At 69.6% G+C, this 11723-nt stretch carries 9 protein-coding genes; 3 read left to right on the top strand and 6 right to left on the bottom strand.

Features of this window, described 5'->3' with window-relative positions:
- Positions 1-149: 149 nt before the first annotated feature.
- The 4 genes from PV762_RS07180 to PV762_RS07165 form a co-directional block, all read right to left on the bottom strand.
- Positions 150-1073, bottom strand: a complete 924-nt coding sequence (locus tag PV762_RS07180) for a spherulation-specific family 4 protein (RefSeq protein ID WP_421034342.1) — start codon at positions 1071-1073, stop codon at positions 150-152.
- Positions 1074-1241: 168 nt separating this feature from the next.
- On the bottom strand, positions 1242-2639 hold the full coding sequence (locus PV762_RS07175; RefSeq protein ID WP_421034341.1) for an efflux transporter outer membrane subunit: 1398 nt from the start codon (positions 2637-2639) through the stop codon (positions 1242-1244).
- A gap of 125 nt (positions 2640-2764) precedes the next feature.
- Complete coding sequence (locus PV762_RS07170; RefSeq protein ID WP_421034340.1) at positions 2765-5929, bottom strand: efflux RND transporter permease subunit; 3165 nt, start codon at positions 5927-5929, stop codon at positions 2765-2767.
- A gap of 4 nt (positions 5930-5933) precedes the next feature.
- Positions 5934-7211, bottom strand: a complete 1278-nt coding sequence (locus PV762_RS07165; RefSeq protein ID WP_421034339.1) for an efflux RND transporter periplasmic adaptor subunit — start codon at positions 7209-7211, stop codon at positions 5934-5936.
- A gap of 187 nt (positions 7212-7398) precedes the next feature.
- On the opposite strand from PV762_RS07165, the gene PV762_RS07160 reads away from it, so the two are divergent.
- From PV762_RS07160 to PV762_RS07150, 3 genes are all read left to right on the top strand, one after another.
- On the top strand, positions 7399-8790 hold the full coding sequence (locus tag PV762_RS07160) for an ATP-binding protein (RefSeq protein WP_421034338.1): 1392 nt from the start codon (positions 7399-7401) through the stop codon (positions 8788-8790).
- The gene (locus PV762_RS07155; protein WP_421034337.1) at positions 8783-9553 is read left to right on the top strand and encodes a response regulator; all 771 of its coding nucleotides are present in this window, start codon (positions 8783-8785) and stop codon (positions 9551-9553) included. Before PV762_RS07160 ends, PV762_RS07155 begins: the two co-directional genes overlap by 8 nt.
- Before the next feature lie 196 nt (positions 9554-9749).
- Entirely contained in the window at positions 9750-10259 is a 510-nt protein-coding gene (locus PV762_RS07150) for a CC0125/CC1285 family lipoprotein (RefSeq protein ID WP_421034336.1), read from the top strand.
- Here the strand turns inward: PV762_RS07150 and PV762_RS07145 are convergent.
- Both PV762_RS07145 and PV762_RS07140 read right to left on the bottom strand, forming a co-directional pair.
- Positions 10237-11043, bottom strand: coding sequence for an SIR2 family NAD-dependent protein deacylase (locus PV762_RS07145; protein WP_421034335.1), 807 nt, complete (start codon positions 11041-11043; stop codon positions 10237-10239). The two genes, PV762_RS07150 and PV762_RS07145, sit on opposite strands and share 23 nt — an antisense overlap.
- 183 nt (positions 11044-11226) lie before the next feature.
- Positions 11227-11706, bottom strand: a complete 480-nt coding sequence (locus PV762_RS07140; RefSeq protein ID WP_421034334.1) for a VOC family protein — start codon at positions 11704-11706, stop codon at positions 11227-11229.
- Positions 11707-11723: the final 17 nt, after the last annotated feature.

Here is an 11723-nt window from a genome sequence, read left to right as displayed (position 1 = left end):
CGGAAAAAGACTCCCCCCTCGGAGGGGGCGGGGAAGCTCAGGGGATCAAGGCAACAGAAGGTAGCTGCAGGCGCCCCCTTTGGAGGTAGCGCGTCGCCCGAACGGCGCGCACCGGACCCGATGCGCGCTCGACGGGATGAGGATGAGGATCAGCAGCTGCCGCCGCTCTTCAAGCTCTTCAGACACCAGCGCTCCGTCCCGCTGGTGGTGTCGTTGCCCCAGTAGGTCGGCGTGTAGTTCCAGATCGGCCCGCCCCACGGCAGGCTGGGGTTGTAGGTCATGCTGGTCACGTAGACGTAGTTGGCCGTCGTGCCGCGCAGCGTCGCCTGCATCTGCGCCTGCGTCGCGGAGTGGATCAGGAGCCACGTCTTGACGTTGAGCGAGGTCGCCAGGTTCTGCACGTCGCCGTTGAGCCAGCTCGCGCCGTTGAGGTAGTCGGCATAGGCGGCTTCGTACATGACGATGTGCTCGCCCGACTGCGCCGCGCTGACGAAGCAGCCGCTCGCGCCCGGCCAGCCCGCGTTCCAGACCTTGATGCCGCCCGCGCCGGAGCCCGACACCATCGAGCGCACGTTGGCCCACTTGGTCGGCGTGGCGCTGCATTTCTGCGCGTCGGTCAGCGAGGCGTCGTCGTGCGCGGCCTCGTCGAAGAAGAAGCCGTCCACGCCGCCCAGCGTGTTCTTGTAAGCCGAGAGCTCTGCGGGAATCGCGTTGTAGCGCGCGAGCTCGTCCGCCGTGTTGCGGTCGTAGCCGGTCGGCACGTAACCCAGCACCTTGCCGCCTTGCGCGCGGATGTTGGCAATGACCGCCTTCCAGTTGGTGATCTGGCTCGCGTTCAACCCCTGCGCGCCACTGTTGGGATTGATGACGACATAGGCGCCCGACGGCACCTGGCCGCCGTAGGTGCTGGCGGTCTCGCCCCAGTAGGCGATCAGGCCGAAACCGGTCGGCGCCGCCGTGGCCGTGGTCGCGACACCGGCCGCCGCGCCCGCGAGCGCAACGACGGCAGAAAGTCGGGAGAACGTGTTGAAAAGCGTGGTCGGACGCGCGTTCAGCCAAGTGGCTTGCTTCATGAGATCCCCTGGTCGTGGTGAATGACCAGCGGAGTCTAAGAAGCCATCGAATTCTTTCGAATATGGTTTACGCCACGTTTTTTTCTTTCCTTACAACATAAATCGAAAGTTTTATTTTCGATTTATACGAAAGCGAAAGTCATCATCGGGACCAGCCGCACCGTCCAATCACTGCGTCCAGCGTCCACCGAGCGCCCTGAGCAGCGCCACGCGATTGGCCTGCTCGGTCTGTCGCAGCGTCACCAGCGCGCGCTTCGCCGTCGTCGCCTGGCGTTGAGCATCAAGCAGCTCCAGCTGGCTGCTGCCGCCCAAGCGGTAGCTGCGCTCAGCGAGGCGTTGCGACTGCTCGGCCGCATCGACCTGCGCCTGTTGCGCGTCGAGCCGCTCGGCGAGTTGGTCGCGCACCGCGAGCGCATCCGCGACTTCGCGGAACGCCGTCTGCAAGGCGGACTCGTAGTTCGCCAGCGCTTCCTGCCGGCTGGCCTCGCTGACCTCGACCTGCGCGCGGCGTTGTCCGCCGTCGAAGATCGGCAGGTCGATCTGCGGCACGATGCTCCATACGCCGCTGCCGCTCTTGAAGAGGCCGTCCAGGTCCGGACTGCGCGTGCCGGCGCTCGCCGTCAGCGTCAGGCGCGGGAATCGCGCCGCGCGCGCCGCGCCGACGTCGAAGGCCGCCGCGCGCAAACGCTGCTCGGCCGCGCGCAGATCGGGCCGCTGCAGCAGCACGTCGGCGGGCAGACCGCCCGGCACCGCCGGCAGCACCGTGACGTCGACGCCGCCCGGCGTGGACGTCGTGCCTGGCGCGGTCGGCAGGAGCCGATCCGGCAGCGGCTGGCCGACGAGCAGCTCCAGCTGCAATCGCGCCTGCGTCACCGCGCTGACGCTTTCCGCCGCGTCGCCGCGTGCGGACTCGAAGGCCGCGCGCGCCCGCGCCCGATCCAGCCCCGACGCCGCGCCGAGCGCGTACTGCCGCTCGGCCAGATCCAGCGAGCGCTGCTGGCTGTCGCGCAGCTCCTGGTTGAGGGTCAGGCGTTGCTGCGCCGCCGCCAGGCCGAGCCACGCCGTCGCGACCTCCGCGGCCAGGCTCAGCCGCGTGCTGCGCTGCGTCTCCTGCTCCGCGAGGAAGCGCGACAGCGCCGCGCCCTCGAGGCTGCCGAGGCGGTTGAACAGATCGATCTCGTAGCTCGCCAGGCCGAGGTTGACGCCGTAGGCCGTCGTCGCGCCTTCGCCGTTGATCGTCCGCTGGCGCGTGACGGAGCCACCGACGCCGATCTCGGGCAGACGATCCGCGGCGGTCACGCGGTACTGCGCCCGCACGCGCTCGACGGCGGCCGCGCTCGCGCGCAGGCTGCGGTTCTGGTCGAGCGCCGTGGCGACGACTTCATCCAGCCGCGCATCGGCGAAGAAACCGCGCCATTCATGCGAGGCCGCAGGCGCGGAAGCCGCGGCGGTGGGGGCCGATGCTGCCGTCGGGCGGAAATCGTCGCGCAGGGGCGGACGAGGCGTGTCGGTGCTCGGAACGAGACTGCCGCAGGCGCTCAGCGCGAGCATCAACGGCAACAGCAAGACGCTCCTCGAGAACGTGCTCGATGTCGAGTCGGCGCAAGCCGGCCCGGGGGGGACGATTTGCGACAGCGTATGAGGAGCCCCCGGGCCGGCTTGCGCAGACGGGCGAAGTGCAAGAACGCGGCTCATGCCCGCACCTCCGGATCCTGGTGTTCCTCGGCCTGCGCCGCCGGAGGTTTCGCGCGGCTGAAGCGCTGCTTCACCCACAGGTAGAACAGCGGGACGAAGAAGATCCCCAGCAGCGTCGCGCTGCCCATGCCGCCGAGCACCCCGACGCCGATGGCGCGTTGCGAGCCCGAGCCCGCGCCGCTCGCGAAGGCCAGCGGCAGCACGCCCATCATGAACGCGAGCGAGGTCATCAGGATGGGTCGCAATCGCTGCCGGCAGGCCTTCAAGGTCGCCTCCAGCACGCTCATGCCCTGCCCTCGCAAGGTCTCGGCGAACTCCACGATCAGGATCGCGTTCTTCGCCGACAGGCCCACCGTCGTCAGCAGGCCGACCTGGAAGAACACGTCGTTCTGCTGCCCGCCGAGGTGGCTGGCCGCGAGCGCGCCGATGATGCCCAGCGGCACGACCAGCATCACGCTGAACGGCACGGACCAGCTCTCGTACAGCGCCGCCAGGCAAAGGAAGATGAACAGCACCGACACGGCATACAGCATCGGCGCCTGGTCGCCCGAGAGCCGCTCCTGGTAGCTGCGGCCGGACCACTCGAAGCCGATGCCGGGCGGCATCTCGCGCAGGATGGATTCCATCGCCTTCATCGCCGCGCCGGAGCTCACGCCCGGCGGCACGTCGGCCTGGATCTCGTACGCCGCGCTGCCGTTGTAGCGGACCAGCTGGCGCGGCCCGTTCTGCCAGGTCGCCGTGGCGAAGGCGTTGAACGACACCATCGTGCCGGCGGCGTTGCGCACGTACCAGTAGCGCAGCGCGTCGGGATCGGCGCGGTAGGCGCCCTCGCCCTGCACCAGCACGCGCTTGACGCGGCCGCGGTCAATGAAGTCGTTGACGTAGCTGCTGCCCAGCGCGATCGACAGCGTGTCGTTGATCGTCGTTGTCGCCACGCCCAGCGTGCCCGCCTTCTGGTCGTCGATGTTGATCTGCAGCTGCGGCGTCTCCGTCAGGCTGTTGATGCGCGCGCGCGCCAGCTCGGGATGCTTGTTGGCCTCATCGATCAGGCGGTCGCGCGCCTCGGCCAGCGCCTGCGTGCCCACGCCGCCCAGGTCCTGCAGGAACAGCTGGATGCCGGCACTGCCGCCCAGGCCTCGCACCGTCGGCGGCTGCACGATGAAGATGTTGGCGTCGCGGATCTTCTTGCCGAGCTCGCGGCTGAAGCGCTCGGCCAGCGCGGCGGCGCTCTGCTCCTTCCCGGGGCGTTCCTTCCAGTCGGTCAGACGGATGAAGCCCTGGCCCGAGCCCTGGTCGCCGTTGGCGCCGCGCACCAGGTTGTAGAACTGCACTTCCTTCTGCTCGGCCAGGTAGGTCTCCATCGCCAGCGCCACCGCCTCCATGCGCTCCGACGTGGCGCCCGGCGCCATGCGGACCTGCATCTGCAGGCTGCCCTGGTCCTCGTCCGGCAGGAAGGAGGTCGGCAGCGACTTGTACAGGAACGCCATGCCGGCGATCAGCAGCAGGTAGACCAGGAAGCTGCGCACCCCGCGCGCCGTCAGCCAGCGTACGCGCGCCGTGTAGCGGTCGCTGAACTTGTCGAACTGGCGGTTGAAGCCGCCGAAGAACCAGTCGAGCTGCTTGCCGAACGGACCGCCGTGGGCCGCGTGCTCGCCCTGGTGCACCGGCTTGAGCAGCGTCGCGCACAGCGCCGGCGACAGGCTCATCGCCACCAGCACCGACAGGATCATGGCGCTCACGACCGTGATCGAGAACTGGCGGTAGATGATGCCGGTCGAGCCGCCGAAGAAGGCCATCGGAATGAACACCGCCGACAGCACCACCGCGATGCCGACCAGCGCGCCGCTGATCTCCTTCATGCTCTCGCGGGTCGCGTCGCGCGGACTCATGCCCTCCTCGCGCATCAGCCGCTCGACGTTCTCCACCACGACGATGGCGTCGTCCACCAGCAGGCCGATGGCCAGCACCAGCCCGAACATCGTCAGCGAGTTGATCGAGTAGCCCGCGATCGCCAGCACGCCGAAGGTCCCCAGCAGCACCACCGGCACGGCGATCGCCGGCACCAGCGTCGCGCGCAGGTTCTGCATGAACAGGTACATGATCGCCACGACCAGCACCATCGCCTCGATCAGCGTGTGCACCACGCCCTCGATGGAGACGCTGATGAAAGGCGTCGTGTCGTAGGTGATGGTCGACGTCATCCCCTGCGGGAAGAAGGGTTCCAGCTCGGCGAGCTTGGCCTTGACCAGCTCCGCGGTCTTGAGCGCGTTGGCGCCGCTGGCCGGCAGGATGGCCATGCCGGCCGCCGTCTGGCCGGTGCTCTTGACGTTGGAGGTGTAGCTGTCGCGGCCCAGCTCGACGCGGGCGACGTCGCTCAGCTTCAGGGTCGAGCCGTCGGGCTGCACGCGCAGCACGATGTTGCGGAACTGCTCGGCGGTCGTCAGCTTGGCGCGCGCGGTGATGATGGCCGTCAGCCGCTGGCCTTCCGGCGCCGGCTGGGCGCCGAGCTGGCCGGCCGAGACCTCGGTGTTCTGCGCCAGCAGCGCGCTGCGGATGTCTCCCGGCACCAGCGCGTAACGCTGCAGCTGCGCGGGATCCAGCCAGATGCGCATCGCGTAGCCGGAGCCGAAGACGTTGACGTCGCCCACGCCCTCGATGCGGCTGATGATGTCGACCAGCGTGCTGGACAGGTAGTCGCCCAGGTCGGCCGAGGTCACGGCCGGGTTGTCGCTGGTCAGCATGATGACCATCAGGTTCTCGGTGCCCGCCTTGGTCACGCGCACGCCCTGGGCCTGCACCGCCTGCGGCAGCCGCGAGAGCGACTGCGAGACCTTGTTCTGCACCTGCATCTGTGCCAGGTCGGGATCGGTGCCCGCGACGAAGCTCAGCACCGTGCTGGCGCCGCCGGAGGCGTTGCTGCTCGATTCGATCGAGAACAGGCCGTCGATGCCCTTGAGGTTCTGCTCGATGACCTGCGTCACCGAATCCTCGATGGCCTTGGCGGCCGCGCCCGGGTAGCTGGTGTTGATGGAGATGCGGGTGGGCGCGATGTCGGGGTAGCGCTCCAGCGGCAGGATGCGCACCGCGGCGGCGCCCGCCAGCATGATCACGATCGCGATGACCCACGCGAAGATGGGCCGGTCGATGAAGAACGATGCCATGGCGTCAGCGTCCCGCGGCGGATGCGCCAGAGACGCCGGATGCGGCGGATGCGGCGGATGCTGCGGATCCAGCCGCGGCGGCCGAGGTCGCGGCGCCCTTCTTCATGCCCGCCGGCACCGGCGTGACCGGCTGGCCGGCGCGCACGCGCTGCAGGCCTTCGATGGCGAGCTTGTCGCCGGCCTGGAGGCCGCTGGCGACCAGCCACTGGTTGCCGACCGCCCGGGTCAGCACCAGGGGACGCAGCTGCAGCTTGTTCTCGGGTCCGACGACCAGCGCGGTCGCATCGCCGGTGGGCGAGCGCGTCACGCCCTGCTGCGGCACCAGGATCACGCCGCTGTCGACGCCGGCCAGCAGCTTGGCGCGGACCACCATGCCCGGCAGCAGCGCGCCGTCGGGATTGGGCACGATCGCGCGCAGCGTCACCGCGCCGGTGCCGCGGTCCACCGTCACGCCGCTGAACTGCAGCGTGCCGGGACGGGCGTATTCGGTGCCGTCCTCGAGGATCAGCTTGACCTTGCTGCTGCCGCTGCGGGCGTCGAGCTGACGGCGCAGCTGCAGGATCTCGGCGCTGCTCTGGACGATGTCCACGTGCATCGGATCGAGCTGCTGCACCGTCGTCAGCGCCTGCGTCTGCGCGGCGGTGACCAGCGCGCCGGCGGTCACCGTCGACACCTCGATGCGGCCGGAGATCGGCGCCGTGATGCGGGTCCGGTCGACCTGGACGCGGGCGGCGTCCAGCGCGGCGCGGGCCACGGCCACGTCGGCCTGCGCCTGGCGCAGCGCGCTGGCGCTGTCGTCGGCGCTCTGGCGGCTGAGGGCGTCGGCCTTGAGCAGTTCGGCGTCGCGCTCGGCGCGGCTGCGGGCGACGGCCACCTGGGCCTCGGCCTTCTGCAGCGCGGCGGCGGTGCGGGCGCGCTCGGCTTCGTAGGTGGCGGCGTCGAGCTGATACAGCGGCTGGCCGGCACGGACCAGCTTGCCTTCCTCGAACAGCCGCTTCTGCACGATGCCGGTCACCTGCGGGCGGATCTCGGCGACCTGGCTGGCGGACAGCCGGCCCGGCAGCTCCAGCGCCAGCGGCGCGTCCTGCGTCGTCACCACGATCACACCGACTTCGGGCGCGGCGCGTTTGGCGGGCTCTTCCTTCTTCTCGCCGCAGCCGGCGAGCACCAGCACGGCCAGGGCAGCCAGCGCCGCGGCGATCGGCGCCAGGGTAGGAGCGCGGGGCGTACGCGGCGGCATCGGGGACTTCAACGACGTGGATGTCAGAATCTTCTTCGGCATGGCGGCGGATGCTCGGCCATGAATGTGGAGAGACCTTGAAGATCGCGTCAGGCGCGCGGCCACCGCCCGGATGGCTTGCCGGTCGCACGCCCGCGCCCGCATCATGCGGTCCGGCGACGGGATCCCCATCACTTTCGGCACACTGCCCCGGTCCGTATCGCGCTCCCCTCGTTTTTCCCTGCTCCGGATGAAGCTCTCGTTCACCCTCACCGCCCGGCTCTTCGCCGCCGTCTTCAGCACCGCCATGGCGGTGGCGCTGGCGATGGGCGTGTTCTCGCACATCAACCTGAACCGGGACTTCATCGGCTACCTCAACGAGCAGGGCGTGAACCGGCTGGAACTGGCCCGGACCAGCGTCACCGCCGGCTACCGCGAGAACGGCAGGAGCTGGGATTTCCTGCGCGAGAAGCCGGAGCTCTGGGGCCGTCTGCTGCGTCCGCTGGTGCCGGAGGCCGACATGCCGGCGGTCAAGCAGGGTCCGGCCGAGCTGACCGGCGCGACGCGGCGCTTCACGCTGTTCGACGAGAACCATGAGCGGGTCGCCGGTTATGCGGGACCGGTGGAGCCGACCGTGGAGCGCCCGATCATCGTCGACGGCCTGACCGTGGGCTGGCTGGCGCTGACCCCGATCGAATCGGTGAGCCCGGGCGCGGAGAAGCATTTCTACGACGCGCAGCTGCGCTCGGCCTGGGTGGTGGGCGGCGCGGCGGTGCTGCTGGCGGGCGCCGTCGCGTTCTGGATCTCGCGGCGGCTGCTGAGTCCGGTGCGGCGTGTCGCCGACGCCACGCACCGGCTCGCGGCGGGCGACTTCGAGGTCCGCGTCCCGGAGACGCGCAACAACGACGACATCGCCAGCCTGGGCCGCGACTTCAACCAGCTCGCGCTGACCCTGCAGCGCAACGAGGCGATGCGGCGGGAGTTTCTCGCCGACGTCTCGCACGAGCTGCGCACGCCGCTGGGCGTGCTGCACGGCGAGTTGGAGGCGCTGGAGGACGGCGTGCGCAAGCTCGACGCCCAGGCGCTGCGCTCGCTGCAGGGCGAGGTCGGCATCCTGCACAAGCTGGTCGACGACCTGCACGAGCTGTCGATGGCGGACGTGGGCGCCCTCGCCTACCGCAAGTCGGAGGTCGACCTGTGCCAGCTGATCGACGTGACGGCCGGCGCCTTCGGCGAGCGGCTGCACGGCAGCGGGCTGAGGCTGCAGCTGGACCTGCCGGAGCAGCCGCTGCGCGTCTTCGGCGACGAGCGCCGGCTGCGGCAGCTGCTGGGCAACCTCGTCGAGAACAGCTGCCGCTACACCGACGCCGGCGGCGCCTTGAGCATCAGCGCGCGGCGCAGCGGCGAGCACGCGGTGATCGACGTGCAGGACACCTCGCCCGGCGTCGGGCCGGAACACCTGCCGCGCTTGTTCGAGCGCTTCTTCCGCGTCGATGCCTCGCGCAGCCGGCGCGGCGGCGGATCGGGGCTGGGGCTGTCGATCTGCCAGCGCATCGCCGAGGCGCACGAGGGCCGCATCGAGGCGCGCCCCTCGCCGCTGGGCGGGCTGTGGATGCGCGTGGAGCTGCCCGTCCATGCCTGAGAACGACGCAGGGTCCGCCGCGGGACCAGGATCGGGTCTGGCGCCGATGCCGATGGAGCCGGGCCCGTCGCGGGTGCTGGTGGTCGAGGACGAACCCAAGCTCGCGGCGCTGCTGGCGGACTACCTGCGCGCGGCGGGGCACGAGCCGGAATGCGTGGCCGACGGTCGCGAGGTGATCCCGGCGTGGACGGCGCGGCGGCACGACCTGATCCTGCTCGACCTGATGCTGCCCGGTATCGACGGGCTGACGCTGTGCCGCACGCTGCGCGGGATGAGCAGCGTGCCCATCCTGATGCTGACGGCGCGGGCGGACGAATCGGACCGGCTCGCCGGATTGGAGACCGGCGCGGACGACTACATCGCGAAGAATCCGTTCAGTCCGCGCGAGGTGATGGCGCGGGTCAAGGCGGCGCTGCGCCGCGGCCGCGCGCACGAGCGGGCGACGGCCGCCGCGGTGGCGGCTTTCGCGGCCGGCAGCGAGGCGCTGTTCATCGACGAGGCCGGCTGGACCGCCAGCTGGCGCGGCGAGCCGCTGGACCTCACGCCGATCGAGTTCCGGCTGCTCCACATCCTGGCGACGCAGCCGGGGCGCGTGTATGCGCGCACGCAGCTGCTGGACCTGCTGCACGTCGACGGCCGCGAGGTGACCGAGCGTGCCGTCGACAGCCACATCAAGAACCTGCGGCGCAAGCTGGAACGCGCCGGCGCCGGCACGGACCGCATCCGGTCGATCTACGGCGTCGGCTACCGGTTCGAGCGGTGACAGGTCTTGCGTCGGAGGGTGGTCCAATCCGCACGGCGCGATTCGTGGCGCCGCCGGCAGCCTCGGCAGTCAACCAGCCGCGAACCGCCGCGTTATTGAACCAGCAATCGCTGACGACCCCGAAGCAATCCGCAACATGACCGCAATGAGACGGTCACGGCGCTTCCGGACAGTCGTCCCAGAGGAGGAACCCTGAATGAAGAAATGGATCGCCATCGGCGCGCTGGTGCTGCTGAACGCCTGCGCTTTCACGTCCTACACCCGCATGTTCGGCGGCTACGGCTACAACGACGTGCCGCTGTCCCCGGACCGTTACCGCGTGACCTTCGCCGGTTACCAGAACGACGTCCCGTCCAAGGCGGCGGACCAGGCCCTGCTGCGCAGCGCCGAGGTGACGTTGACCAAGGGGTACCGCTACTTCGTGGTCGTCGAAGAGCGCAACGACATGCTGACCAGCAGCTACCAGGTGCCGGCGACGCAGACGACCGAGACCACGAGCAAGGTCGAAGGCAACGAGACGAAGTCGGTATCGACGACGACCTACAACGAAGCCAAGACCGTCACGCAGAAGCAGCCCGCGACGACGCTGACGATCCAGTGCTTCCACGACAAGCCCGCGGCCGCCGAGGGCAAGGTCTACGACGCCCAGTTCCTGTGGACCGAACTCGGCCCGCGGTACGGCGTCAAGCGTCCGCCGAAGGGCTGACCGCCGCTGACAGACGCGACGAGAGAAGTGCCGCCACGGCCGGCAGTCCGGCCGCCGCGGTCGTCTGCCACCGGAAGCTCACGTTCGCCGCCACGTCGCCGGGCTGTGGATTGATCTCCACGATCACCGCGTCCTTCGAAGCCAGCCTCACCATGCCCGCGGCCGGGTAAACGACGCCGGATGTGCCGACGATCAGCAGCAGGTCGCACTCGGCGATGCGCTGTGCCGCTGCGTTCACGACGGCGTCGTCGAGCTGCTCGCCGAACCACACGACGCCGGGGCGGATCGCCCCCTGGCCGCACGCCGCGCAGGTCGGCGGCGTCAGTCGACGCTGCGCTTCAGGTGGCGGGTCGGACAAGGTCGCGCGAGCGCCGCACCGGTCGCATCGTGCGGCGAATAGGCTGCCGTGCAAGTGCAAGGCGTCCTCCACCCCCGCGCGCTCATGCAGGTCGTCGACATTCTGCGTCACGACCTGGGCGCCGAATTCCCGCTGCAGTCTCGCCACCGCGAGGTGCCCCGGATTCGGCGTAGCGGCCATCACGTGCCCGCGGCGCCATTCATACCAGCCCCAGACGGTCTCCTTGTCGCGTTGCCAGGCGTCAGGTGTTGCGAGTTGCTGGGGATCGAATTCGCCCCACAGTCCGTTGCTGCCCGAACGGAAAGTCGGGATGCCACTGTCGGCCGACATCCCCGCGCCGCTGAACACGACGATGTGCTCGAAACGGCGATTCAGCAGTTGACCCAATGCCGTGGGTAGGTCGACCCACTCACCCTTGTCATTCATCGTCAGACATCCATCGAATGGGATTGCGCGATTCCCCCGGGAGAGGGCGTCCATATCCCCCGACAACCCGCTGTCGTCGCAGGGACGCGCTCGGATAATCGCATGCCATGGCTCGCCGACAAGGTGATCGCCAAGCACTGAGCGCAGCGGCTGAAGGGCTCAGCGGCTGAAGGGCTCAAGGGCTCAGCCCTTCAACGCCGCCTCGATCTTCGCCACGTCGATCTTGTGCATCGCCATCATCGCGCTGAAGGCGCGCTTGGCCGCCGCGCGGTCGGGGTTGTTCAGCGCCTCCGACAGCACGCGCGGCGTGATCTGCCACGAGATGCCCCACTTGTCCTTGCACCAGCCGCACGCGCTCTCCTGACCGCCGTTGCCGACGATCGCGTTCCAGAGGCGGTCCGTCTCGGCCTGGTCGTCGGTCGCGACCTGGAAGGAGAACGCCTCGCTGTGCTTGATGCCCGGCCCACCGTTGAGGCCAATGCAGGGAATGCCCATCACCGTGAACTCGACGACCAGCACATCGCCCTCCACGCCCGAGGGGTAGTCCCCCGGCGCCCGCGCGATGCGGCCCACCTTGCTGTCCGGAAAGGTCTTCTCGTAGAAGCGCGCGGCCTCTTCGGCGTCCCGGTCGTACCAGACGCAGATCGTGTTCTTCGCTTGCATGAAGTCTCCTTGGGGTT

It is taken from the genome of Mitsuaria sp. CC2, assembly GCF_048957715.1.
In the GTDB taxonomy this organism is placed as follows: Bacteria; Pseudomonadota; Gammaproteobacteria; order Burkholderiales; family Burkholderiaceae_C; genus Roseateles.
The sequence above is the reverse complement of the archived record's forward strand: the minus strand, read 5'-3'. Positions and strand labels throughout refer to the sequence as shown.

Coding starts and splice junctions, on each gene's coding strand:
- PV762_RS07160 (WP_421034338.1), top strand. CDS start 7,399: ATGAAGCTCTCGTTCACCCTCACCGCCCGGCTCTTCGCCGCCGTCTTC.
- PV762_RS07180 (WP_421034342.1), bottom strand. CDS start 1,073: ATGAAGCAAGCCACTTGGCTGAACGCGCGTCCGACCACGCTTTTCAAC.
- PV762_RS07155 (WP_421034337.1), top strand. CDS start 8,783: ATGCCTGAGAACGACGCAGGGTCCGCCGCGGGACCAGGATCGGGTCTG.
- PV762_RS07170 (WP_421034340.1), bottom strand. CDS start 5,929: ATGGCATCGTTCTTCATCGACCGGCCCATCTTCGCGTGGGTCATCGCG.
- PV762_RS07140 (WP_421034334.1), bottom strand. CDS start 11,706: ATGCAAGCGAAGAACACGATCTGCGTCTGGTACGACCGGGACGCCGAA.
- PV762_RS07165 (WP_421034339.1), bottom strand. CDS start 7,211: ATGCCGAAGAAGATTCTGACATCCACGTCGTTGAAGTCCCCGATGCCG.
- PV762_RS07150 (WP_421034336.1), top strand. CDS start 9,750: ATGAAGAAATGGATCGCCATCGGCGCGCTGGTGCTGCTGAACGCCTGC.
- PV762_RS07145 (WP_421034335.1), bottom strand. CDS start 11,043: ATGAATGACAAGGGTGAGTGGGTCGACCTACCCACGGCATTGGGTCAA.